Source organism: Apibacter sp. B3919, assembly GCF_026537405.1.
Classification (GTDB): Bacteria; Bacteroidota; Bacteroidia; order Flavobacteriales; family Weeksellaceae; genus Apibacter.
Genome location: NZ_JAFNMG010000002.1, coordinates 316,916 through 342,538 on the forward strand (window position 1 = coordinate 316,916; position 25,623 = coordinate 342,538).

19 protein-coding genes and 1 tRNA gene are annotated in these 25,623 nt (G+C 32.1%); 13 read left to right on the plus strand and 7 right to left on the minus strand.

The window, feature by feature from the left end:
* Positions 1 to 200: 200 nt before the first annotated feature.
* The 7 genes from J3U20_RS04700 to J3U20_RS04730 form a co-directional block, all read right to left on the minus strand.
* Positions 201 to 285 (minus strand) — tRNA-Ser (locus J3U20_RS04700).
* Between the two features lie 69 nt (positions 286 to 354).
* A complete protein-coding gene (gene lysA / locus J3U20_RS04705; RefSeq protein WP_160541845.1) occupies positions 355 to 1,569 on the minus strand; it encodes a diaminopimelate decarboxylase in 1,215 nt (404 codons plus the stop codon).
* A 68-nt stretch (positions 1,570 to 1,637) separates the two neighbouring features.
* Positions 1,638 to 2,654 carry a glycosyltransferase family 2 protein gene (locus J3U20_RS04710; protein ID WP_160541846.1) on the minus strand — a complete coding sequence of 339 codons (1,017 nt, stop codon included), beginning with the start codon at positions 2,652 to 2,654 and terminating at the stop codon, positions 1,638 to 1,640.
* The gene (locus tag J3U20_RS04715) at positions 2,618 to 3,493 is read right to left on the minus strand and encodes a lysophospholipid acyltransferase family protein (protein WP_160541847.1); all 876 of its coding nucleotides are present in this window, start codon (positions 3,491 to 3,493) and stop codon (positions 2,618 to 2,620) included. The genes J3U20_RS04710 and J3U20_RS04715 overlap by 37 nt, the downstream gene beginning before the upstream one ends.
* A gap of 71 nt (positions 3,494 to 3,564) precedes the next feature.
* Positions 3,565 to 4,581, minus strand: coding sequence for a ferrochelatase (gene hemH, locus J3U20_RS04720; RefSeq protein ID WP_160541848.1), 1,017 nt, complete (start codon positions 4,579 to 4,581; stop codon positions 3,565 to 3,567).
* Between the two features lie 165 nt (positions 4,582 to 4,746).
* Entirely contained in the window at positions 4,747 to 6,012 is a 1,266-nt protein-coding gene (locus tag J3U20_RS04725; RefSeq protein WP_160541849.1) for an exonuclease domain-containing protein, read from the minus strand.
* Between the two features lie 26 nt (positions 6,013 to 6,038).
* Positions 6,039 to 7,598 (minus strand): helicase HerA-like domain-containing protein, encoded by a 1,560-nt coding sequence (locus J3U20_RS04730; RefSeq protein ID WP_160541850.1) that lies wholly within the window; start codon positions 7,596 to 7,598, stop codon positions 6,039 to 6,041.
* 222 nt (positions 7,599 to 7,820) lie between these two features.
* Here J3U20_RS04730 and dut point away from each other — a divergent pair, with 222 nt between their 5' ends.
* The 13 genes from dut (at position 7,821) to J3U20_RS04795 (ending at position 25,469) form a co-directional block, all read left to right on the plus strand.
* Positions 7,821 to 8,255, plus strand: coding sequence for a dUTP diphosphatase (gene dut, locus J3U20_RS04735; RefSeq protein WP_160541851.1), 435 nt, complete (start codon positions 7,821 to 7,823; stop codon positions 8,253 to 8,255).
* Positions 8,256 to 8,305: 50 nt separating this feature from the next.
* Positions 8,306 to 9,316: a sugar phosphate nucleotidyltransferase gene (locus J3U20_RS04740; RefSeq protein ID WP_160541852.1), complete on the plus strand. Its 1,011-nt coding sequence runs from the start codon at positions 8,306 to 8,308 to the stop codon at positions 9,314 to 9,316.
* A 5-nt stretch (positions 9,317 to 9,321) separates the two neighbouring features.
* A complete protein-coding gene (locus J3U20_RS04745) occupies positions 9,322 to 10,116 on the plus strand; it encodes a DUF4292 domain-containing protein (protein WP_160541853.1) in 795 nt (264 codons plus the stop codon).
* Positions 10,116 to 11,654: a murein hydrolase activator EnvC family protein gene (locus J3U20_RS04750; protein ID WP_160541854.1), complete on the plus strand. Its 1,539-nt coding sequence runs from the start codon at positions 10,116 to 10,118 to the stop codon at positions 11,652 to 11,654. The genes J3U20_RS04745 and J3U20_RS04750 overlap by 1 nt, the downstream gene beginning before the upstream one ends.
* A gap of 76 nt (positions 11,655 to 11,730) precedes the next feature.
* Positions 11,731 to 11,925 (plus strand): twin-arginine translocase TatA/TatE family subunit, encoded by a 195-nt coding sequence (gene tatA, locus J3U20_RS04755; protein WP_160541855.1) that lies wholly within the window; start codon positions 11,731 to 11,733, stop codon positions 11,923 to 11,925.
* Positions 11,926 to 11,962: 37 nt separating this feature from the next.
* A complete protein-coding gene (locus tag J3U20_RS04760) occupies positions 11,963 to 12,571 on the plus strand; it encodes a DUF4254 domain-containing protein (RefSeq protein ID WP_160541856.1) in 609 nt (202 codons plus the stop codon).
* A gap of 430 nt (positions 12,572 to 13,001) precedes the next feature.
* Positions 13,002 to 13,916: a DUF3078 domain-containing protein gene (locus J3U20_RS04765; RefSeq protein ID WP_160541857.1), complete on the plus strand. Its 915-nt coding sequence runs from the start codon at positions 13,002 to 13,004 to the stop codon at positions 13,914 to 13,916.
* 194 nt (positions 13,917 to 14,110) lie between these two features.
* The gene (locus tag J3U20_RS04770; protein WP_160541858.1) at positions 14,111 to 15,031 is read left to right on the plus strand and encodes a PfkB family carbohydrate kinase; all 921 of its coding nucleotides are present in this window, start codon (positions 14,111 to 14,113) and stop codon (positions 15,029 to 15,031) included.
* Positions 15,032 to 15,115: 84 nt separating this feature from the next.
* A complete protein-coding gene (locus J3U20_RS04775) occupies positions 15,116 to 17,230 on the plus strand; it encodes a prolyl oligopeptidase family serine peptidase (protein ID WP_160541859.1) in 2,115 nt (704 codons plus the stop codon).
* A 144-nt stretch (positions 17,231 to 17,374) separates the two neighbouring features.
* Positions 17,375 to 17,836, plus strand: a complete 462-nt coding sequence (locus J3U20_RS04780) for a T9SS type A sorting domain-containing protein (RefSeq protein ID WP_160541860.1) — start codon at positions 17,375 to 17,377, stop codon at positions 17,834 to 17,836.
* A gap of 29 nt (positions 17,837 to 17,865) precedes the next feature.
* Positions 17,866 to 24,531 carry an RHS repeat-associated core domain-containing protein gene (locus J3U20_RS04785; RefSeq protein WP_160541861.1) on the plus strand — a complete coding sequence of 2,222 codons (6,666 nt, stop codon included), beginning with the start codon at positions 17,866 to 17,868 and terminating at the stop codon, positions 24,529 to 24,531.
* A complete protein-coding gene (locus J3U20_RS04790; protein WP_160541862.1) occupies positions 24,524 to 24,982 on the plus strand; it encodes a hypothetical protein in 459 nt (152 codons plus the stop codon). The genes J3U20_RS04785 and J3U20_RS04790 overlap by 8 nt, the downstream gene beginning before the upstream one ends.
* Before the next feature lie 76 nt (positions 24,983 to 25,058).
* Complete coding sequence (locus J3U20_RS04795; RefSeq protein WP_160541863.1) at positions 25,059 to 25,469, plus strand: hypothetical protein; 411 nt, start codon at positions 25,059 to 25,061, stop codon at positions 25,467 to 25,469.
* Positions 25,470 to 25,623 lie beyond the last annotated feature (154 nt).

Below are 25,623 nucleotides of genomic sequence, written 5' to 3' on the forward strand. Positions count from 1 at the left end.
AAATATAACTCTGTAAATGCCATTTTTTGTAACTAATATGAGTTAAATCTATTTTATATTCAAAAAGTATCAAAAGATTTGATACTTTCTTTAAAAAGGTATTAAAAAATTGGCAGAATATGGCACAGGTAAAAAAACGTAAAAAAGGGCTATAAACCGCGTAAAAACAAGAAAACCCGCTATATAAGCGGGTTTATTAGCGGAGAGAGAGGGATTCGAACCCCCGGACCTGTTACAGTCAACGGTTTTCAAGACCGCCGCAATCGACCACTCTGCCATCTCTCCGGCTACCTTATAGGTAGGTTATTTTTAACGGTTGCAAATATACAAACCTTTTTTCTTTTTCCAAATTTTTTAAATAGAAATTTCCTCCGTAGTAGTTAATAAATCGTCTAAATTTTCTCTTCGTCTGATTAAGTGAGGTTTACCGTTTATTAATAAAACCTCAGCAGGTTTCAATCTTGAGTTATAATTGGAGGACATGGAGAAACAATAAGCCCCTGCATTTTGGAAACAAAGCAAATCACCTTCGTGTATTTCGCTTATCTTTCGATTCGTTCCAAAAGTATCAGTTTCACAAATATAGCCTACCACAGTATAGAATCGGTGTCTTCCTTCAGGATTGGAAATATTAGTAATGGTATGGTGAGCATTATAAAACATAGGGCGTATCAAATGATTAAACCCGCTGTCAACTTCAGCAAAAACAGTTGAAGTAGTTTGCTTGATTACATTTACTGAAACAATAAAAAATCCGGATTGACTAACTAAAAATTTACCCGGCTCAAACATAAGGGTCAATTCATGAGGATATGTTTTTTGAAACTCATTAAAACGCTCTCCCAATTTTTTACCCAAATAATTAATATCGGTTTCATGATCTCCTTCCTTATAAGCAACTTTAAATCCGCTTCCGAAATCAATATAATCTAGATCATGAAATTCCTTAGCTACATTAAAAAGTATTTCAGCTCCTTTAAGGAAAACTTCCACATCAAGAATATCGGAACCTGTGTGCATGTGTACTCCTTCCACTTTGATTCCCGTATTATTTACGATTCGCAAAACATGAGGAAGCTGATGAATGGAAATTCCAAATTTCGAATCAATATGGCCGGTTGAAATTTTAGTGTTTCCACCTGCCATAATGTGAGGATTAATTCGAATGCAAACAGGATAATTTTTTATTTCATGACCAAAAGTTTCTAAAATCGAAAGATTATCAATATTGATACGAACGCCTAACTGAACGGCTTGTTTAATCTCTTGAAAAGAAACCCCGTTGGGAGTGTAAATAATTTCTTTTGGTTCGAATCCGGCTCTTAAACCCAACTGAACTTCTTGTATGGATACAGTGTCCAATCCGGAACCAATACTTTTAATGAATTTTAAAATATTAAGATTGGTATTAGCTTTACACGCATAATTTAACTTGACTTTTTTAACGCTTTTAAATGCTTTAACTAGCCTGTTATATTGATTTTTAATTATATCGGCATCATAAACATAAAGAGGAGTGCCAAATTCTTTGGCTAAATTTTCAAGTTGTTGTATTCTTGCTAATTCCATAGTTTTATAAAAAATATACAGTTTGTAAAGTTATAAAAAAGTAGATAGCTAAATAAATTAATAAGAATTTATTTTAAGCGCGTGTATGTATTCCTTTTTTCAACAAAGTATTGAAATATAATGTATTTTTTGTTATAATAATTTTTGATTCCGGCTTTACGTTTTTTTAAAAATTTAGGCAACATTCGATAAACAGCAAAATGAGCCCGAACGATGGCCCAACAATGTTTCCAACCATTTGAAAAAAGAAATCTAATTCCTGCCAATCCATCTAATAACAACCGGAATAAAATAATCCATACCACTTGATCGGACGGTAAATTCTTAATAAGCATCAAAAGATTATTCCTGAAATTAAGATAAGTCTTTTCAGGATTGTAAACATCCAAAGTGCCACCTCCCACATGATATACCGTAGACTCTGAACAATAATAAATAATTTTACCTTTATTTTTTAATCTCCAGCAAAGATCAATCTCTTCCATATGAGCAAAAAAATCGGAATCGAATCCTTCATTTTCCCAAAAATCCTCCCTTCTTATAAATAAACAAGCTCCGGTTGCCCAAAATATTTCGCAGTTGTCATTATATTGTCCCGTATCTTTTTCGAGACTGAAAAAAACTCTTCCGCGACAAAACAGATAACCTAAATTATCTATAAAACCACCTGCAGCTCCTGCAAATTCAAAATAATCTTTTTCCTTGTAACTTCTAATTTTAGGCTGAATAGCTGAAATATTTGAATTGTCTTGAAATAATTTTAAAATGGGTACTGTCCAGTTTTCAGTAACTTGCACATCAGAATTTAATAAACAATAAATATCTTCGGAAAGAAATTTTAACCCTTCATTATATCCACCCGCATAACCATAATTTTTATTGTTTTGTATGATTTTTACCGACGGAAAATTTTTTTGCAAGTAATATATAGAATCATCCGTTGAGGCATTATCAATTACATAAATAGATGAGCCCGGACTGTAATCGATTACCTTTTGTAAAAATTTCTCAAACCAGCCAGTTCCATTATAGTTAAGTATAGCAATTGCTAAAGTTGATAATCTATTCCGCTTGTGTATTTCCATCTTTTATGAGACCAAAGCCAAAGACTTGGATTGGATTTTATATTTTGTTCTAATTCAGAGTAAAATTTTTCGACAATTTCGTTTTCCCTGAATTGGTCGCCATCAGGAAGAATACGTTTCAAATGAGCTTCATATTTTCCTCTTTTCACCTTAACCATATCAACATACACAATCGCATAATCTTTTTTTCGAGCAATTTTATCATATCCATTAAATGCGGGAGTTATTCGATTAAAAAAATTTAATTCATAATGAATTCTACTTTTAAAGGGGCTTTGATCCGCAACAAACAAAAATACATGAGAACCGTCATTAGGCAATTTAATCATGGATCTTACCACCTCTTTAACCGAAAGAGGAATAGTTCCAAACCTGGCGCGAGATTCATGTACTTCCTGATCAAAAAAATTATTTGCCACTTTTTTATATACAGCATATGAATGCTTCTGACTTAAATCCATGGAAATTCCTGTTAACCACTCCCAATTGAACATATGTCCGATAAGCATAATGATATCTTTTTTTTCTTTATGGCATTGTTGCGAAACTTCCAAATTTACAAATTTGATTCTCTCATCATAATCTTCCTCCTTCATCGAAAATGTTTTAATCAGTTCAACCATAAAATCCATAAAATTTCTGTAAAACTGTTTTTGAATATTCAATCTTTCTTCCTTGGTTTTATCAGGAAAAGCAATTAAGAGATTATTTCTGACAATTTTTTTTCTATAACCAATGATATAATAAATGATAAAATATAAAAATGTTGAGATACCATATAGAACGGGAAAAGATACTTTGGATATCTGAAGTAATATATTCTTAATTAACCTTTTCAAAACAATTGAATATTAAAACAAAAGTAGTAAAGAATTTTATAATTTAAATTTTCTATTGGATAAACCATTGATTAAGATTGATATAAAAAACTGTTAATTTTTTCTTGTAACCAATTAATCCAATTCTCATCTTCATTCAGGCATTTTATATAATGAAATTCTTTGCCACCGCAATCCATAAATAATTTTTTATCCGTTATCGCAAGTTCTTCCAAAGTTTCAAGACAATCGGATACAAAAGCAGGTGCCACAACCGCTATTTTAGATACCCCTTCAGAAGGAAGAGATTCCAAAGTTTTATCAGTATAAGGTTTTAGCCAGGGATCTCTGCCTAATCTGGATTGAAAAGTTTGCCTGATTTTAGATGTATCTAAACCTAATTTTTGGCGAACTTTTTCGGTAACGTAATAGCATTGATGTCGGTAGCAGTAGGGATGAGATGCCAATCCTTTTTCGAAACAACAAGTATCGTCAATTCGGCACTGCTTAGTCGGATCGGTTTTGTAAATATGACGTTCTGGAAGACCGTGATAACTGAATAAAATCAAATCGTAGGATTCGGGCAGCTGTTTTTTTATAGAATTGCTTAAAACCTCTAAATATTCTTCATCATTATAAAAAGGAGGTAGAAAGCTTATTGATATATCCGGGTAATACTTTTTTTGAATTTCTTTAGTCTTTTCTACTACAGTTTCAGTTGTGCTCATTGCATATTGAGGGTATAATGGAATAACCAAAACTTCTGAAACTCCTTGATTTTTTAATTCGAGCAGACCATTTTGAATGGAAGGTTCTTGATATCTCATCGCTAATGCAATGGGATATTTTAACTTTTTTTGCAATAGTTGAGTAATTCTTTTTGAAATTACAACTAAAGGAGAGCCTTCCTTCCACCAAATATTTTGATAGGCATGAGCAGATTCTTTAGGTCTTTTAGGTAAGATCATGCATTCCACAATGAATTTACGAATTAACCACGGCGCATCAATTACCCGTTTGTCCATTAGGAACTCACGCAAATAAACTCGAACATCTTGTTCTGATGGAGTTTTTGGTGATCCCAGATTGACCAAAAGTATCCCTTTCATCTTTTTTTAGTATATATAATTACAAAAATAAGAATCTATTAGTAAAAAATTTCTTTTTCTCATAATAAGAACTGATTATATTATAAAATAATTAATTAATTCGTAATACACACCTTATAGAAAAATAGAATGATATACTTTTTAAAAAAAATGTTTAAATTGAATTTAACTGAAAAGGTTGGGTTCTGAAATAATAATTTTTTGTAACTTATTTGAAATGAAAAATTTATTACGTATTTGAAGTAAAATTTCAGCATTTATGGTGGATGGAACCATTATTTTTTTTATCTGTTCTACATTTTTTATTTGTGTGTGCAGGGAATAAAAACCGTATCCTTTAAAATGACCGTTTTCAAAAAACAAAAAAGATTTTTCACCGAATGTTCTTCCCTTATCTGTTAATAAAATATACGTATCTTCTTGAAAATTTATTTCTGAAAGTATATTTACACCACTATCTATTTTTTTTTGTAAAGAAAGTAATGCATCTTCAGCTTTATCTAAGGTTTCAAAAGCGAATAAAGCATATTTTTTATTTTTAAAATTGATAAAATCAATGCTTAAAGTGGGTGGCGTAAAGAAAATACCGAATATAGTAGTATAATTTTCTTTAGTAGGCTTATAAAGGGGGCGATTAATTTTAATTTCATTTAAAGCCTTTATGTTCGCAATAATTTCATTACCGGTAAGCTCAAAACTGATTTCTTTGGTTTTAACTTGTAAAATTCTTGACTTTTTACTTTTTGAAGTTAAAATCTGTCTGGCTTTAGTTGATATATCTAAACCTTTATCGATGTATATAATTTTGTCATTTTCATCATGAAAATAAAAAACTCCGGTTTCAAGGGGAAGCTTTTCTAAAAAAGAAAGTATTTTTTTATTTAAAGATTGGTAGTTGCTATGCTTTATGGATGATCCAATAATATTTTTATGTAAATCTTTAGCTAATAAAAGCTGAAACAATTTAACGGTAGCGCGAGCATCTCCATGAGCTCTATGTCTATCACTTACAGGAATTCCCAGCGAATCACAAAGTTTACCTAAAGAATAGGAGGTCATACCCGGAATTAGATTTCGGCTTAATGTGATAGTATCCAGGGTGGGTCGTTGATAATCATATCCTAAACGAGAGAATTCACTGCGTATTACGCGATAATCGAAACTAATATTATGTCCAACAAGAATGGCATCATCCGTGATTTCAACAATTCGCTTTGCCAATTCATAAAATTTGGGTGAAGTTTTTACCATTTTTTGCGTAATGCCCGTGAGCTTTTGAACATAAAAATGTATATCCTTTTCAGGGTTGACTAAAGAGCTAAAAGAATCTGTAATTTTTTCTCCATCGAATCTATATATGGCGATTTCAATTAAACTTTCTTCATTAAATTTACCACCGCTGGTTTCCACATCTAAAATTGCATAGTCCATATAAAAATATCTATACTCGTCAAAAATTAATTTTTTCTTCTTGTATTTTTTTTAACCCCTAAAGCTCCGAAAAACATTTTTGACCCTTCTCGTACAAATGTTCTTCCAATATCTCTAACAAATGGTGAATTCATTATTTTTTCAAATAAAGAGGGTTCGGATTTTTGAGTAGTTGTATTTCCTTTTTTGTTCGTTTGAGTTTCTGTAGTTGTAGAATTTTTATCATCAGAAACGGCATTCATTCTTTCACTAAGAATTTCATAAGCACTTTCCTTATTAATATCTTCCGCATATTTTTTAACCAAGTCTGAATTATTTACAATCTCATCAATTTCATCGGAAGTAAGTACATCCATACGAGAACTCGGTGATATCATGAATGTATCTGCCAAAGGAGTAGGGATTCCTTTTTCATCTAATGAAGTTACAAATGCTTCTCCTATACCTAATTGTTGTATCAGATCATTAGCCTTATAATATGTAGAAGTCGGATAATTTTCTACCGCTTTGTTTATCTCTTTTTTGTCCCTTGCGGTAAAGCCGCGCAAAGCATGTTGTATCTTTAATCCTAACTGACTTAAAACGCCTTCGGGAACATCTCCCGGAACCTGGGTACAGAAATATAATCCAATCCCTTTGGAACGTATAAGCTTAACCATAGTTTCAATCTGATTAAGTAAAGCTTTAGAAGCCTCATTAAATATAAGATGGGCCTCGTCTATAAAAATGGCAAGTTTAGGTTTGTCAAGATCACCTACCTCAGGAAAGGTCTGATATATTTCAGACAATAAGCTCAACATAAAAGTTGAAAAAAATTGGGGTTGATTTTGAATATCTGTTAAACGAATAATACTCACAACTCCCAACCCGTTTCTAACTTCCAATAAATCGTCTGTATTAAAGCTGGGTTCTCCAAAAAAACGACCGGCGCCTTGTTGTTCCAAAAAAACAATCTTTCTTAAAATTGAACCTAAAGAGCTGGGAGCAATAGAACCGTAGTTTTGAGCCAATTCCGATTTGCCTTGATCATTGTCGGTTACAAATTGTAAAACTTTTCGTAAATCGTCAAGATCAAGTAAGGGAAGTTTTTTATCATCACAATATTTAAAAAGTATTGACATGATACTGGTTTGAACATCATTAAGTTCAAGGATTTTACTTAATAATATAGGTCCAAATTCAGTAATCGTAGCTCTGAGTCTGACTCCCTTTTCTTGTGAAATAGTTAATAATTCCACCGGGAAACCTTGCGTATGGTAAGATAAACCTAATTTTTTATAACGTTCCAGTATTTTTGGATTATTAGGATCACCTGCTTTTGCAATACCGCTTAAATCACCTTTGATATCCATTAATAAGGTTGGAACACCTTTAAGAGAAAGTTGCTCGGCCAATACCTGAAGAGTTTTGGTTTTTCCGGTGCCCGTAGCACCCGCAATTAAACCGTGTCTGTTTATCATTTTTAAAGGAACTGATATTTCAACTTCCGGTACTATTTGGCCATCTAACATAGCTTTTCCAAGCATTATTTTTTCTCCCTTATAATTATAACGAGAAGTAAGGTCTTTAATAAACATTTCTTTCATTATAAGAAAATTATAATTATTATAAAGTTGTAAAGTTAGTGTTTTTATATAGTATGTAAGAGGATATCTTTGCTAAATGTATATTATTATATTACATTCCTATTTATGTATAAATTTAAAATGGCTATCCTTTAAATAAGTATTTAGATAATTTAAGTTATTTTTTGTAATTTGTGAATTTTATTATTATTTTGTAAAGTAATAAAAATAGGGATAATTATAATGAAAATTAAAGTTATAAATAAATCAAAGCATGAGCTTCCCGAATACAAAACGGCCTTTTCCGCAGGAATGGATCTAAGAGCAAACTTGGAAGCTTCTGTATTATTAAAGCCTTTGGAAAGAAAAATAATACCTACAGGACTATATATTGAAATACCTCCCGGATATGAAGGGCAAATCCGTCCAAGAAGTGGATTAGCCATTAAACACGGAATAGGTTGTCCTAATTCTCCCGGAACAATAGATGCTGACTATAGAGGTGAATTAGGGGTAATTTTAGTAAATCTTTCTAAAGAAGATTTTACTATAAATGATGGAGAGAGGATAGCGCAATTAGTGATAGCAAAACATGAAACAATAGTTTGGGAAGAAGTGGAAGAATTGAGTGAAACGGTGAGAGGTGCAGGGGGATATGGAAGTTCAGGTATCAAATAAAATTAGTAATACTAAAAAAACTTTTTAAGAACATTTTAATTAGATAAATTATGAGAATTATTGTTCCAATGGCCGGTAAAGGGTCAAGGTTGAGGCCGCATACATTGACTATTCCAAAACCGTTGATACCTATTGCAGGAAAACCCATCGTTCAAAGATTAGTTGAAGACATCGCTAAAGTAGTGGATGATAAAATAGAAGAAATAGCATTTATAATAGGCGATTTTGGACAAGAAACGGAAAATCAATTAATTGATATTGCTGAAAAATTAGGAGCTAAAGGTACTATCTATCATCAATTATGTCCCTTAGGAACGGCACATGCCATTCATTGTGCTAAAGAAAGTATGAAAGGCCCCATTATAATTGCATTTGCGGATACTTTATTTAAAGCAGATTTTCAATTAGATAAAGACTCAGATGGAGTAATTTGGGTTAAAAAAGTGGAAGATCCGAGTGCTTTTGGAGTGGTGAAATTAGATGAATACGGTATTATAAAAGGAATCGTTGAAAAACCGAAAGAGTTTGTCTCAGATTTAGCAATTATTGGTATTTATTATTTCAAGGATGCAGATAAATTAATGAATGAAATAAATTATTTGATTGATAACGATATTAAAGTAGCTAATGAATATCAGCTGACCAATGCTTTAGATATTCTAAGAGATAAAGGTGCTAAATTTACACTCGGAAAAGTAGATGACTGGATGGATTGTGGAAACAAGGATGTAACGGTAGAAACTAATTCTAAAATTTTAAATTATGAAAAAGATGAATTAGCTTTATATCCTGAAAGTGCTAAAATTGAAAACAGTTTAATTATTCCACCGTGTTTCATCGGTGAAAATGTAGAAATAATTAACTCAAAAATAGGTCCCAATGTTTCTTTAGGCAATGGAACTAAAATTAATAAAAGTAATATAGAAAATTCGTTGATACAAGAAAACACTCAAATCAGTCACGGAAATCTTACCAATTCAATGATTGGTAATTCGGCTAAGTATATTGGGGTCTCTCGATCATTAAGCTTAGGTGACTTTAGTGTATTGGAAACTAAATAAAAGATATGAAAAAATTACTGATTCTATTCTTGGCTTCTGCATTGATATTTTCATGTAAAACCCAAAAAGGAATATCCATCAATGAAAAAGAAATTAAGTATGAAAATGCAAGTGTTGAAAATTTAGTTAAAACTATTGCTCAACCTGTCGATTTTACTACTTTAAAGATAAAAGCCAATGCAGATATAGAATCGGGGAATTCATATCCTTCGGTAGCCTTAACCCTATATATCGATAAAGGAAATCAAATTTGGGCTAACGCATCTTTAATTCTTCCTTTAGCAAGAGCTTCCATTTATCCGGGAGGATTTAAGATGTATGAAAGATTAGGAAAAACATATGTTGATTCAAATTTTGATTATCTAAATAATCTTTTAAAAGTAGATTTTTTAACCTATAAAAATATTGAAGATTTATTGATAGGTAAATTATTTTTTCCTTTAGATATCAACGATTTTAATTTTTCAATTGAGAATAATTACTACATACTTACTTCCAAAAAAACTATGAAAGTAGGCAGCGGTAAAGATGCAAGAAATTTTTCAAGAAGACTTACTTTCGATTCCAATTCTAATTTGAGACAGATACGTATGGATGATCCATCAAAAAATACGTATTTACAGATAGATTATGATGATTATATAAGTATTGAGAATAAAATTTTGCCAAAAAATATTAAAATTTTCATAAAAGGAGAAAAAGAGATTAAAATTACATTGAATTATAATAAATTTGAGTTCGTTAATATGGAAACGCCTTTTGAAATTCCAAAGGGATATTCGCAAAGAAAAATTAATTAATGGCTATTAATAAAAAAATATATACATTTTTCTTTCTTTTACTAACTATATTTATCTATAGTCAGTTACCCTATAAGAAAGAAGACCTTCAAAAACAGAGTGCTCAGTTAAAACAAGAGATTGCCGAACTAAACAAGGCTTTGATTTCAAGTAAAAATGAATCGAAAACATCTATTACATATATTGCGAATCTTAATAAAAAAATAAGCGTACGGGCAAAATTGATCAACACCACACGGAAAGAAGCCAGAGTGTTAGATGAAGAAATATACTTAAATCAATTAGCAGTTAATAAATTACGAAGAGAATTAAAAAAGCTCAGAGAAGATTATGCAGATGTATTGATACGATCTTACAAAAATAAATCCGTTCAAAATAAGATTTTATTCATATTATCGTCAGAAAATATATCTCAAGCTTTTCGACGCATAAAATATTTACAGAAATATTCGGAATTCCAAGATGAAAAAGTTGCTGAAATTAATGAAAAACAACAGCAAATTTTGCATACCATCGAATTAAGAGAAGCCGCAAAAAAAGAAAAATTAGAGGTTTTGGCTCAACAACAAGCCCAAATCAATCAACTAAACACAGAAAAGAAAGAAAAAGAAATTTTAGTTGAGCGATATATGAAGGAGCAAGGTGATTTAGCCGAAAAAATAAAGCAAAAGCAATCACAAAGAAAGGCTTTGGAAAGACAGGTTCAAGCAATTATTGCAGAAGAGCTTAGAGTTGTTAAGGCGAAAGAGGCAGAAGAAAGAAGAAAGGCAGAAGAAGCGGAAAGATTACGAAAAAAAACAATAGAAGAAGAACGAGCTAAAAAAGCAATGGAGGCTCATATGGCGGCAGAAAAAATGGCTGCGCAAAAAGCGGCTGCAGCTAAAAAAGCAGCAGAACAAGCATTAGCCGCTAAATTAGCCGCTGAAAAAGAGGCTAATGATAAAGCAGCCGCAAAAAGAGCGGACGACGCTAGAAAAGCTGCTGAAAAGGCAGCTGCTGAAAAGTCGGCAGCCGAAAAATTAGCATCCCAAAAAGCACAAGATGCAAAAATTGCAGAAGAAAAAGCAGTTGCAAAGAAGAAGTCCTTAGATATTCCTAACATAAATACGAGTGCTTCAGAAACACTGTCTAGAAATTTTGAAGCCAATAAAAACTCACTACCTTGGCCGGTTGCAGGAACAGTGGTTTCCGGATTTGGTAGAACGCCACATCCGGTAGTACCGAATATTTATGTAGAGCATCAAGGCGTTGAGATAGCTGCTGCACCGGGTAGTTTGGCTAAATCCGTATTTAACGGATCGGTAAGCAGAATTTTGATAGTTCCCGGAGGAGGGAAAGCAGTATTGATCAGTCATGGAAATTATTTTACCTTATATTCAAACCTTTCAACCGTTATTGTTTCCGTAGGAGACAAAGTAAAAACAGGTCAAGCGTTAGGTAAAATTTACACAGACGATACGAATACCACCCTTTTAGGGTTCCAGGTATGGAAAGGTACTGTACCTCAAAATCCATCCAACTGGTTATCCGGTATGTAAGTTATTTATAGAAAATGTATTATTGAAGTTAAGAATTTTCAAAAATTCATTAACTTTGAAACAAATCAAAAAAATTATGAGATTATTTGAACATCCTATGTCTATAGTAATAATATTGATTGTAGTATTATTATTGTTTGGTGGGAAAAAAATTCCTGAATTGATGAGAGGTTTGGGAACAGGTTTGAAGGAGTTTAAAGATGCTACTAAGTCAGATGATGAAAAGAAAAAAGATTCTCAATCATCATCCAATTCTAAAGACGAAAACTAATCACAAATTAATTATTAGTAAAATAATAAATAACAACATGAAATTTACAGAAAAAGCCTGGGAAATATTTAACCAAAGTATTCAGGATTATCATGTAAAAGATGATGTAAACCAGAAAATTAACAACCCATATCCTCAAGATAGCCTTGAACATTTATTGTATTTAAAAAATTGGATTGATACCGTTCAATGGCATTTGGAAGACCTAATTAGAGATGAAAATATTGATCCGATTGAAGCCTTACGATTAAAAAGGTGGATTGACAAATCTAATCAAGAAAGGACTGATCGGGTAGAAAATTTGGATAGCTGGTTTTTAAATAAATATAAGGACGTTCAAATTCTTTCCGATGCAAAAATAAATACGGAAAGTCCTGCTTGGGCGATAGATCGTTTATCGATTTTATCTTTAAAGATATATCATATGAAAGCTGAGGTTGAACGTCCGGATGCGGGCCAAGAACACAAAGAAAGCTGTCAGAAAAAATTAGATGTTTTACAACAACAGTATTTGGATCTGTCTACTGCAATAGAAGAACTTTTAGAAGACTACTCAACCGGGAAAAAGTATATGAAAGTATATAAACAAATGAAGATGTACAATGATGACGAATTAAATCCGGTTCTTTATAAAAGCAAAAAATAAAATTTATCTTTTAGTTAATATAAATTAGTTACATCATATATAGCTGTTGTTATTATTCAGCTATATATGATATTGCTCTTAAAGTTATTTTTATTTTTTCGCATTCATGTTCATTTTGATTTTACCTCTCTATAAAACACTCTCCATTTATATTTCTATGAAGTATTTTGCGACCAATAAATAATTAAAAATTCTCATTATTTAATAAATAATTAATAAGGTTATCAACAATACGCATATTTAATTTTGAATTTAGATAATATACGAATATATTCGTATATTATTTATTTCATTTAACAAGAAACTTATATAACACAAGAAAAACAATATCAATTCAATCCTTTAATTGATAAATAAAAGTAAACTAATGCGTAAATTGAATACTTGCTATATTTAACTTTTTTTAAAACCAATAAATCGATCAAGAATGATGAAGAAAATTTTATTATTTTTATTTGTATCCATCCTTTCACATTTTATTTATGCTCAACAATTAGGTACAGAAAATCCTATTACAGATACGGTAACTGTTCCCAAAAAAACTAAAAATTGGAAAATTAGTGGAGACCATTCACTTATAGTAAATCAAAGTTCATTTTCACATTGGATAGCCGGAGGAACAAATTCTTTTGGAGGATCAGCAAGAATAAAATATTCCTTAGATTACAAAAAAGGAAAAAATATTTTTAAAAATACAATAACTATCGGTTATGGTCAAGTTAACAACAAAAACGATAAGATGAGAAAAACTGATGATATTTTGTTACTTGAATCGATGTATGGAAGGAGCATATCAAAGAATTGGTATGCAAGTATAGATATGTCTTTTAAAACACAAATGTTTAACGGATATGATTATTCTGCCCATCCGGATTACACTTCCAAAGACAGAATTTCCTCTTTTATGTCTCCGGGCTATTTAACGTTAGGGGTTGGTTTTGAATATAAACCGGATGGAAATTTTCAATTATCATTATTACCCATAACCTCTAAAAATACATTTGTTCTGGACAGAAAATTGCAGAAAAAAAATAATTACGGATTAAAACATGACGGAGACTGTATGTTTATGGAACTTGGGGCAATGGTTACCGCTAAATATAAAGTTGAAATCATGAAAAATGTTGTTTGGGATAATGCTTTGTCTTTATTTACTAATTACTTATCTCACACCGAAAGGGTTGATGTGAATTTTGGAAGTGTTATAGATATGAAAGTCAATAATCATATATCCACGAAACTAACCTTTGACCTAATTTATGATCACGATCAAATAGAAAGAGTTCAAACAAGACAAACATTTGGGATAGGCTTATCCTACGGATTTAAGTCAAAAAATAAATAGCCGTAAGGAGAATAGAATTAGTTGTCGAAAATAAAAATCAACCTGAATGAATTTAAACATATATTAAATAACTATTGAAGTATAGGCATTTAAGTAAAAAATTTTTTATAAAACAGGATATATTTTACGGTAAAACTTTTCTTATCTTTTACAATAGGTTTATCTTTGTAGACACACAATTTTAATTAAAATAAATGAAATTACTAGCAGTGGGTACCGTAGCATACGATGCCATAGAAACCCCATTTGGGAAAACTGATAAAATTTTAGGCGGAGCTGCCACTTATATAGGTTTGGCTGCTTCCAAGCTAGGAGCAGAAGTTAACCTTGTTTCTGTAATTGGCGGTGATTTTAAACCTGAATATATAGAGGTATTTCATAAAAATTCCATAGGTATTGAAGGAGTAAAAAAAATAGAAGACGGAAAAACTTTTTTTTGGTCAGGAAAATATCATATTGATATGAATAATCGAGATACATTAATCACCGAATTAAATGTGTTGGAAAATTTTGAGCCCAAAATACCCGATTCTCAGAAAAATTCTGAAATTGTAATGTTAGGAAATTTACATCCCGCCATACAATTATCTGTTTTAGAACAAATGACTGATAAACCAAAATTGGTAATCTTAGATACTATGGACTTCTGGATGAATACCGCTTGGGATTCATTGCTTCAAATTATTTCTAAAGTAGATGTATTAACAGTAAACGATGCAGAAGCCCGACAATTATCGGGGGAATACAGCTTAGTTAAAGCAGCAAAAAAAATTCAAAGCATGGGTCCTAAGGTAGTGATTATAAAAAAAGGTGAACATGGTGCCTTATTGTTTAATGAAAATAAAATATTTTTTGCTCCCGCTCTGCCTTTAGAAGATGTTTTTGATCCAACGGGTGCCGGTGATACTTTTGCCGGGGGATTTGCAGGCTATATAACCCAAACGGCAGATTTATCCTATGAAAACATGAAAAAAGCCATTATCGTGGGAAGTGCATTAGCTTCTTTCACGGTTGAAAAATTCGGTACAGAGAAATTGCAAGAGTTATCTTCCTTGGAGTATGAAAATAGACTTAATGAATTTAAAAATTTGACCGAATATAATTACAGCTTTTAATATTTTAAACATCCATAATTTTATCTAACCTTTAATTTGTTAATTAAAGGTTTTTTTTAATTTTATAATTATTAATTAGTTTTTATGATAAAACCAAAAATAATTACGTTAAGTTTAGTCTCATGCTTAACCGTAAATGCACAACACATGAAATATCCTAGTACAGAAAAACAATCGGTGTTTGATGAATATTTTGGAGAAAAAGTTCCGGCTCCTTATAGATGGTTGGAAGATGATCAATCTCCTAAAACTCAACAATGGATAAAAACTCAAAATGAGTTGACATTTGAATATTTACATAACATACCGTTTAGAAATCAACTAAAAGACCAGCTTAAAAAGCTGTGGAATTACGAAAGAATTTCAGCACCTTTTGAGGAAGGAAACTATACCTATTATTATAAGAATAATGGTTTGCAATCTCAATCAGTGCTTTATAGAAAATTAACTTCCGGAGGAAAAGAAGAGGTATTTTTAGATCCCAATACCTTTTCTAAAGACGGTACATCTTCTTTAGGTGATATTTCTTTCAGTAAAGACGGAAGCCTAGCCGCTTATCAAATATCGGAAGGTGGTTCAGATTGGAGGAAAGTAGTAGTAATAGAAACCCAAACTAAAAAACAGATTGGAGATACATTAACTCACGTTAAATTTTCAAACATAGCTTGGAAATCCAATGAAGGATTTTATTATTCGAGTTATCAAAAGCCGAAAGAAGGAAGTCAATTATCGGGGAAAACAGAACATCATATCTTGTATTTTCATTCCTTAAAGGAATCTCAATCCAAAGACCCGATAATTTTCGGGGGAGAAGAAACACCAAGAAGATATATCAATGCAAAGGTTTCCGAAGATCAACGATATATAATAATAACGGCAGCTAATTCAACATCGGGTAATGAACTATATATTCTGGACACCCAAAATAAAAATAAAATACAACCCATCGTAACCGGTTTTACCAATAATTACGAAGTAATCACTACCGATGGAGATTGGTTATATATTGAAACCAATGAACAGGCACCCAATAAAAAATTGGTTAGATTGAATGTAACACAATTAGGGCAGAAAGAGCCGAAATGGGAAACGATCATACCGGAGTCTGAATCAGTCTTACATGTGACCGGTGCTAATAAATATTTTTTTGCTAACTATATTGTTGATGTACATTCTGAGGTGAAGCAATTCGATTTAAATGGTAACTTAATACGAACCTTACCATTACCCGGATTAGGTCAGGCAACAGGCTTTACAGGAAAATCTCATCAAAAAGAAATATATTATTCCTTTACCAGCTACATATATCCATCAACCGTTTTTAAGTTAGATACGGAAAACGGAAAATCAGAGCTGTACAAAAAACCTGAGATAAACTTTGATCCAAATCAATTTGAGAGTAAACAAATTTTTTATACTTCATCAGACGGAACGAAAATACCGATGACAATTACTTATAAAAAAGGGACACAGTTCAATGGGAAAAATCCAACCCTTTTATATGGATATGGAGGATTCGAAATTAGTCTGCTTCCCGTATTTTCTGTAGCGACTGCCGTGTGGTTACAAAATGGAGGAGTCTATGCAGTTGCTAACCTTCGAGGAGGAGGGGAATACGGTAGAAAGTGGCATGACGCAGGAACTCAATTAAAGAAAAAAAATGTATTTGAAGATTTTATAGCCGCCGGTGAATATTTAATATCCAACAAATATACATCTTCAGAATACTTAGCCTTATCGGGAGGATCCAATGGAGGATTGTTAGTAGGAGCAGTAATGACCATGCGGCCAAATTTAGCCAAAGTTGCCTTACCGGCTGTGGGTGTTCTTGATATGTTACGATATCATACGTTTACCGCCGGAGCCGGGTGGGCATATGATTATGGAACAGCAGAAGATAATAAAGAAATGTTTACATATCTTAAATCCTATTCTCCGGTACATAATGTTAAAAAAGGAATTTGCTATCCTGCAACATTAATTACAACCGGAGATCATGATGACCGAGTAGTTCCTTCTCATTCCTATAAATTTGCTGCAGAATTACAAGAAAAACAAAATTGCAAAAATCCGGTTTTAATAAGAATTGAAACCAGGGCCGGACATGGAGCCGGAAAACCTATTGATTTACTTATTGAAGAAACTGCAGATAAATTTGCTTTTGCTTTTAAAAATTTCGGAATTAAAGAGTTAAAATAGATAAAAAAAACCAAAAATAACCCCGAGGGATTGCTTTATTTTATAGCAATCCCTTATTTTTTTAAATAAAAATATAATTACATAGTATTGACTTAATTTTATTTTATATCTTTGATAGATAATAACTATTTTAAATTCATTACTATGAAATATTTTTTCTTCTTTCTATTCTGTTTGTTAATAGGAATAATTTCTTTAACTGCCCAGAGTCTTCACTTTGGTTATGATATTTCCGGAAATCAAGAGTTAAGAATATTGCAATATGATGATGATTCGCAGTCCATTCCCTTGCCGCTAAATCCTGAGCCAGTCATTATTATTCCCGTTCCTGATGGACCTATAATGTATACTGCCACAAATGGATTAGAGATATATCCTAATCCGGTGGAAACTGAATTAATCATCAAGTGGGATACTCAAATAGCTAACTTACTAGTTAAGATAGAATTGTCTGCTTATAATGCTAAACTGATAGAAGAAGTTAAATTTAGGGCTTCGGATCAAAAAGCAGTTCTTTCAATGAGTCAAAGGCCTTCAGGAGTATATTATGTTAAAATATATTGTTCAGATGGAAGAATAATTAATCACTCCATTATTAAAAAATAAGCCACAACCCTCAAACTAATTACATAAAAATGAAATTTATATATACCCTAGGTATGTCTGTCTTTCTCTCTATGACACTACCGATGACAGCCCAATCGCTTTTATCTGAAAATAATGATTTAGATAAAAACGTAAATGGAATTAAAAATAAAATGGATAAGAAAGATCTAGAGAACCCTGATAACCCTTTGCTTCGTGTAATAGGTGATTTCATCGAAGAAGATCGCAACGAATTGTACCCTCCGGAAAACGGACCATTAGCCCACTTTGCGGATTCTAAAGGAGAATTAAATGTTTCCACTTTCGGGTCAACTAATTATAAAGTTCCCATAGCTTTACCGCCCGGAATAAAAAATGTTGCTCCCCAAATAGCATTAACTTACAACAGCTCTTCAGATAATGGAATAGCCGGGTATGGGTGGAATATAGCCGGAATTTCTTCTATTTCATTAGTTTCTACCCGAATAGATATTGATGGATTTGTGGATGGAGTTAATTTTAATGAAAATGATAAGTATTCCTTAGATGGACAACGTTTAGTTATTAGAGAAGGAGACTACGGAAAAGAAAATACAGTATATCAAACTGAAATTTATTCGAATCTTTATATTGTGTCTGTGGGTATGGTATCAATGCCGGGAATAGATGGGAAAAGGCCAAAATATTTTAAAGTACTTTTTCCGGATGGGACCATGGCTTTATACGGTTCATCAGACGATTCCCGAGGTGTAACCGAATGGCTTATAAAAAAATGGGTTGATTTACAAGGTAATTATATTGAGTACTTTTATGACAGGAATCAAAATACAACCTATATTAATAAAATAGTATGGGGAAAAAATGAAAAGAAAGATACCGGGTACAGTAACACTATTCAATTTTATTATAAAAAAAGAGAGCGTCCGGAGTTTGCTTATGTACATGGAATAAAAATGGTCAATAACCGTATATTGGATAAAATAGAGGTAACTGCAGGTAATCAATTATTTAGAAAATATCAAATTAATCATAAGGCAATCACAGGCAATTACCAACGAGTGGTTTCAGTACAAGAATTTAATGGAAATGGAGACCCGTCCAATCCAATTAATTTTTCTTATAATACAACCAATAATACATTTGATTCATATATAAAAGATAAATCCGATGCTTTATGGGATTTAAAGTATATAAAAATGATCGGAGATTTCAGTGGAAACGGACAAGTAGATGTAATAGCCGGAGGGAAGTTGTATAAAGATTTATTTCAAAATCTTGGAAAAGAAAGTGGTAGTGTAATTCAGATAAATACAGAAAAGCTTTTAAATTATCCAATTTCAACCTTAACTCGGGGTAAAATGAATAATTTTCAATCTATAGTAACTTATAAGAATAACGATTTGAGTTATTTGGCACCTTCAGATTTCAAAAATCATACAGATAATGAATTAATTTTGACTGTATCTAACTTTAATAAGGAACAAAATAAATTTGAACAAAACTATACTAGAAAAATTAAGTATCCGCACGGAGGTTTCCATGCAGATGAATGTGCCGGTGATCCGAGTAAAAAATTTACTTATACCAATAAAGTATATTATGATTTCATCGAAGGCGATTTTAATGGAGACGGAATATCTGAGATCATAGTTTTGGGGAGTGCTGATAAAAGTATAAAAAGATTACGTGATATAGACGGTACAGATTACTGGAGAAATGGAGACTATCTACATTCAAGAAGGCCGAACCTCCATTGTATAACCAGCCCAAGTAAAGAATATATTTTACCGTATTATGTTGATATGAATCCCTTATTGCCTGATAAGGAAAGTTATCGAGTTTTAAATAAAGCTGATTTTTTAATGTATACAAACAATTATGTGATTGATTTTGATGGAGACGGAAAATCAGATATTATCAGTTTTAATAAAAAAGCCGGTTATGGAAAAGTAGGCGATTTTAGTATTTCGACACTAACCAAAGACAAAGAGTTGAAAGTTATAGTAAGTGGTAATATACCGGAATATGATGGTATAAAACCCGTTCTTTTTGGCGATTTCAACGGAGACGGAAAAACAGACCTTTTGATTCCTGAAAAGGAAGGATCTTCTAACTGGTATTTATATTTATCCAAAGGAAACGATTTTGAAAAAGTCTTTTATCAAAATTTAGCAGAATATCTTCCCTTATGGAAAGGTAAAAGTCAAACCAAAAGAAGAAGATATAAAACCTATAGGGTAGCAGATCTCAATAAAGACGGTAAATCAGATTTTATAATTTCAATATATGAATCATATGGAAACGGATGGGACGGATCGAGAAACGGAAAAGCAAGTTTGCAATACTATGAGAATTTGGGAGGAGAACAAAAACCGATGTTTGCCTCACCCATTGATACCGGCATATGGTCTAAATACGGATATAGTGATCCAATTACCTTGCTTCTTGCGGATTATAGTAATAATCAAAAAACAGGGAATTTAGTTTTTGTACAAGGAAACGAAATTTGGAAAGGCGCTTTTAATAAAGATTTGAGAAAAGATATATTATTGACGGGCATTTCAGAATCTGATGGAAATATCGTTACTCAAATTGAATATGCTCCATTGGAACCTAATTCAAAAAATAACGGATTAGGAAATATAGAAGGAGTTTATCATTCTTCTTTAACAGAAAAATATCCCTTTAAAGAAATTTCACAAGCATCTAATTTGGATGTTGTCAAAAAACTCTCTATAACAGCCGGAGGAAAAAAACGCGAAAAAGAGTACAAATATTTCGGGTTAGTATCTCATGCTCAAGGATTGGGATTACTAGGTTTTAAAAAAGTTGCAGAATCAAGTTGGAAATCTCAAAATATTTCTTCAATTAACTGGAATGTTACTCAATATTCACCTCAATATCGTGGTCTCCCGCTATCCAACTGGATAACTCGAGGAAATAATCTTAGTTTGATTATGAATGAGCAGAAAGAAGACTATTTAATAAGTAAAAAAGATTTTGAATATTCAATCATAAGATCGAGTGATAAAAAGTGGACAAAATTACTTGATGAACAAAATGAAAAAGATTACTTAACAGGTGTTGAAACTAAAACAATATATAGTTATGATGGATTTTATAATATAAAAGAAAAAACCATCGATAATGGAGTAGAAATAAAAACTATAAATTATACGTACGATGATTTTCCGTATGCCTATGATACCAGATATTATGTAGGAAGATTAATTCAAACCAATAGCCAAATATCAGCATATGGAGATGAATATACTTCGGAAGAGAAATATTCCTACTCAGGTAACTTAGTTTCCAAGGTAATGAAAAAAGGGCACCGTACTGATTATATAACCGAGGATATGAAGTATGATGTTTTTGGCAATTTGATTGAAAAAACAGTATCTGCTCCGGGAGTATCTCCTCGAACAACTAAAGAAGAATATGATTCTACCGGAAGATTTGTTGTTAAAAAAACAGATATAAATAATCTAACCGAATATTTCACTTATAATAATTTGGGGCAGGTATTGAGTCATACCAGTCCACAGGGTGTACTTACAGAATCACGATATGATAATTGGGGGAAAGTTGAAGATGTAAGAATAATAGGTTCTACAATTGATCCACTATTTAATATTACCCTATATGAAAGAACAGAAGGGGGAGGGATAAAAATTACCACTTTCGATGAAGATACCCATGAATATTCCCGGATACATAAAGATATATTTGGAAATGAAATAAAATCCACGATCAAAGGAGATCAACCTGAAATGTATATATCCAAACAAACCGTATATGATGCATTAGGAAGAAAAATAAAAGAAAGTGAACCATACATTGAAGGGCAACAACCCTTAAGATGGAATACCATAGAATACGACGAATTCAGCCGACCTGTAAAGCAAAAATTTTTTACAGGTAAAACCATAACGACTACTTATAAAGGATTGTCCGTTACTACTGATGATGAAGTTAAAAAACAAACATTAACTCGAGATGCAAATGGAAATATACGTATGCTTAACGATAATGGTGAAATAATTCACTATACCTACTTTGCCAACGGAAATCAAAAAACAGCTAAATATGGTGACCACACTTTGACTTATTTATATGACGGGTGGGGTAGAAGAATATCTTTTAAGGATCCTTCGGTCAGCACCAAACCTTATACTCAGGAATATAATAATTATGGAGAATTGTTGAAAGAATCCTCTCCGGAAGGAACTACTACTTATACTTATTCACCCACCGGAAGACTACTCTCTAAAAAAATGGATGATATAGGTAATTATCTAAATGTTAATTATGAATATTCCAACACAGGTTTATTGAAAAAAGAATACGGATGTTATAACAATCAACGTTTTACGTATAATTATACTTACAACAACAATAACCTGTTGGTAGGAACAGAAGAAATTACGCAGGATGTGACATATTTAAATAAATATAAATATGATTTTTATGGAAAAATAGTAAACGAAGAAAAAATAGTTTACTATGGTAATTTATATTCTTCTGTCATAATTGCTTACGGCTATAATGAAAACAACGGAATGTTGGAAAAAATAGATCGTTTAGAAAATGGAAGATATGTACCTGTTTGGCAAATAACAGGAGTCAATGAAAGAATGCAAGCCCTTTCGATTAAGTTGGGTAATGGTATAAATATTCATAATACTATTGATAAGGCTGGATATATGACAAGAATGAGGCATTCATCAAGACGATCTCATCTCCTTGATATTGAATATGAATTTAATTGGAGAAACGGGAACTTAAATACTCGAATCAATAATTACTCCAATTGGAATGAAGAGTTTGATTATGACCGATTTGAGCGATTAGTTACCTGGTACGATTCCAATGGAATTCATACACTTCGCTATGCAAACGATGGGAGAATTACCGATAATTCGCATGTAGGAGAATATCAATATCAAACATTGGCACATTATAAAAAATCCGACATATATCTTAATTCAAAGGGTAGAAATTATTACGAAACTGCCCCACTTCAACAAATCAGATACAACGCATTTAAAAAACCATCATCAATTAGAGCAGTAGAAAAATTATCTTATGGCTCTAATAAGGAATATAAGAATATTCATGACTTAAAATTTATCTACAATATACAAGGTAACCGCAGTTCGGCTTCCTTTCAATTAAATTCAAAGGAAGTACAAAAAAAATATTATTCAACTGCTCAAGATGTAGAAATTGTTACCGATAAGAATTCAACCACGATTATAACCTATATAGGGGGGGATCCCTACGAAGCACCGGCTGCCAATATCACTAATTTCAAAAAAGGGAATTATCAGAAAACGGATGAATCTTTAGTTTATTTTCATAGAGATTATCAAGGTTCCATACTGGCTATAACAAATGAAAAAGGAGGTATTATTGAAAAAAGATTGTATGATCCTTGGGGGAAACTTATTCAAGTAACCGATAGACAAGGAAATATAGAAACTAAAAATCCGAAACTTATATTTATGGACCGCGGATATACCGGTCATGAACATTTTAGCCAAGTAGGGTTGATTCATATGAACGGACGTATGTACGATCCGGTTTTAAAACAATTTTTATCTCCCGATAATAATATCCAAGATCCTTACAATTCACAGAATTACAATCGCTATGGATATGTATTGAATAATCCTTTAAAATATACCGACCCGAGCGGAGAATTATTTACTCTAGCAGGATCAGCCTGGTTAGGTGCGGCAGTATTAGGAGCTGCTATAGGAACCGTAACTTATACCACTTATGCATTATGCACCGACTCTTTTCTATGGGGAGGCTTTTTAAAAGGTTTAGCCTTGGGCAGTGCCGGTGGAGTTGCTGCTTATGGTGTAGGAAGTCTGGCGGGTGTAATACGAACCGGAATATGCACTTCTACGCAAACCTTGACAAATTTACAGGTTGATATTTTAGCCTCAGGCATAGAGGGAGTTATGAATGGATTGACACAAGGAATCATACAGGGAATAAGCGGGGGAGATATACAACAAGGGATAAGCAGTGGAGGTATAAGTAGTCTGGTATCCTCAACAGTAGGAATTGGAGGTATGCTTGCAGGAACGGACGAAAATACAATAGGCGGAACCCTATTTTTTGGAACTTTAAGCGGAGGCTTTGGATCGGTATTGTCTGACGGAAATTTCTGGCAAGGTGCGGCTACAGGATTAATAGTAAGCGGATTGAATCATGTGGCACATAAAATGCTGGATCCTAAGCGAGGAGAGCTGTATATATTTGAAAATACTAAATCTGTTAATGGATACGGTCATTCAGCAATAGGAGGAAAATTAAAAGACTCCGGAGCAAGATCCTATCGCTTTATATCCAAAGATGGGCGTGATCAAAATGGTAATGAAATAATTGGGGGGAAACCAAGGGTTACAGATGAATATTTTTCTTCATATAATTCTATGATGAATTATGAAAAAATAACCAAAGATTATAATAAGATGATGACTATAAAAAAATTAAGTTATAGAGAAGTAGCCCAAGCATTGAATGTAGCATATCAAAGTGCTTCGTCTAGATACCATTTTATATTATCCAACTGTTTTCATGTAGTTAAAAATGCGTTAAACTCCATAGGAATCTATGGAGGAGGAGCGGGAACTTTTATTCCTAATAATGGATTTTACAATATATATTATCATTATAATCCAAAAAAATGGTATGAATAAAAAAATACAAATAGTTTTAACAAGTGTATCCCTACTAAGTATGATAGGATGCAATATCGATGTTCCTGATAGAACAAGAGTAATTCAGATAAGTGAGACGATAGAAGAATCGAAGGCAAGAGGAGTTTTTTTGGCCGAATATAGATCGAACAGAAAACTAATAAAAAAAGCATGGGCAGAAATTCCTTGGGTATATGATACTCTTGGAAATACAGTAAAATATGAAGGACAAATACTATATATAAATGCAAAAGATAGTATAGGTCTTAGCGATAATTGGTCAGAATGCGATCAAGGAGATACTTCCAATGGTAATATGATTGCTGGGCCGAGATATCTTACCTATAGATTAACAGAAGAAGAATTATCCAAAGACACTTTAATTTATTATATATACGGAGGAAAAAAAAGAAAATGTATGGGAGAGTTGCAATTGATCAAGAAGAAATAGTTTTTTTTATACGGATCCGAAGAATGGTATGAATAAAAAAATACAAATAGTTTTAACAAGTGTATTCCTACTAAGTTTGATAGGATGCAATATCGATGTACCTGATAGAACATTATTTACTCAGATAAGTGAGACAATAGAGGAATCGAAGGCCAATGGAGTTTTTTTGGCTGAATATAGATCGAACAGAGAACTAATAAAGAAAGCATGGGTAGAAATCCACTGGGTATATGATACCCTTGGAAATATCAAAAAACAAAAAGGACATGAGTTATACATAGAAGCCAAAGACAGTATAGGTCTTAGCGATAGTTGGTCAGAATGCGAACAAGGAGATACTTCCAATGGAAATATGGTTGATGGGGCGAGATATCTTACTTATAGATTAACAGAAGAAGAATTATCCAAAGACACTTTAATTTATTATATATACGGAGGAAAAAAGAGAAAATGTATGGGAGAGTTACTGTTAATAAAGAAGAAATAGATTTTTTATACAGATCAGAATAATGGTATGAATAAAAAAATACAAATAGTTTTAACAAGTGTATCCCTACTAAATATGATAGGGTGCGGTTTCGATGTACTCGATAGAACAAAGATTACACAAATAAGTGAGACAATAGAGGAATCGAAGGCTA

Excerpts from the sequence above, each read along its gene's own strand:
- tatA (WP_160541855.1), top strand. The coding sequence starts at position 11,731 with ATGAGATTATTTGAACATCCTATGTCTATAGTAATAATATTGATTGTA.
- J3U20_RS04790 (WP_160541862.1), top strand. The coding sequence starts at position 24,524 with ATGAATAAAAAAATACAAATAGTTTTAACAAGTGTATCCCTACTAAGT.
- J3U20_RS04765 (WP_160541857.1), top strand. The coding sequence starts at position 13,002 with ATGAAGAAAATTTTATTATTTTTATTTGTATCCATCCTTTCACATTTT.
- J3U20_RS04730 (WP_160541850.1), bottom strand. The coding sequence starts at position 7,598 with ATGAAAGAAATGTTTATTAAAGACCTTACTTCTCGTTATAATTATAAG.
- J3U20_RS04710 (WP_160541846.1), bottom strand. The coding sequence starts at position 2,654 with ATGGAAATACACAAGCGGAATAGATTATCAACTTTAGCAATTGCTATA.
- J3U20_RS04775 (WP_160541859.1), top strand. The coding sequence starts at position 15,116 with ATGATAAAACCAAAAATAATTACGTTAAGTTTAGTCTCATGCTTAACC.
- J3U20_RS04780 (WP_160541860.1), top strand. The coding sequence starts at position 17,375 with ATGAAATATTTTTTCTTCTTTCTATTCTGTTTGTTAATAGGAATAATT.
- lysA (WP_160541845.1), bottom strand. The coding sequence starts at position 1,569 with ATGGAATTAGCAAGAATACAACAACTTGAAAATTTAGCCAAAGAATTT.
- J3U20_RS04725 (WP_160541849.1), bottom strand. The coding sequence starts at position 6,012 with ATGGACTATGCAATTTTAGATGTGGAAACCAGCGGTGGTAAATTTAAT.
- J3U20_RS04760 (WP_160541856.1), top strand. The coding sequence starts at position 11,963 with ATGAAATTTACAGAAAAAGCCTGGGAAATATTTAACCAAAGTATTCAG.
- J3U20_RS04740 (WP_160541852.1), top strand. The coding sequence starts at position 8,306 with ATGAGAATTATTGTTCCAATGGCCGGTAAAGGGTCAAGGTTGAGGCCG.
- hemH (WP_160541848.1), bottom strand. The coding sequence starts at position 4,581 with ATGAAAGGGATACTTTTGGTCAATCTGGGATCACCAAAAACTCCATCA.
- J3U20_RS04750 (WP_160541854.1), top strand. The coding sequence starts at position 10,116 with ATGGCTATTAATAAAAAAATATATACATTTTTCTTTCTTTTACTAACT.
- J3U20_RS04745 (WP_160541853.1), top strand. The coding sequence starts at position 9,322 with ATGAAAAAATTACTGATTCTATTCTTGGCTTCTGCATTGATATTTTCA.
- J3U20_RS04785 (WP_160541861.1), top strand. The coding sequence starts at position 17,866 with ATGAAATTTATATATACCCTAGGTATGTCTGTCTTTCTCTCTATGACA.
- dut (WP_160541851.1), top strand. The coding sequence starts at position 7,821 with ATGAAAATTAAAGTTATAAATAAATCAAAGCATGAGCTTCCCGAATAC.
- J3U20_RS04770 (WP_160541858.1), top strand. The coding sequence starts at position 14,111 with ATGAAATTACTAGCAGTGGGTACCGTAGCATACGATGCCATAGAAACC.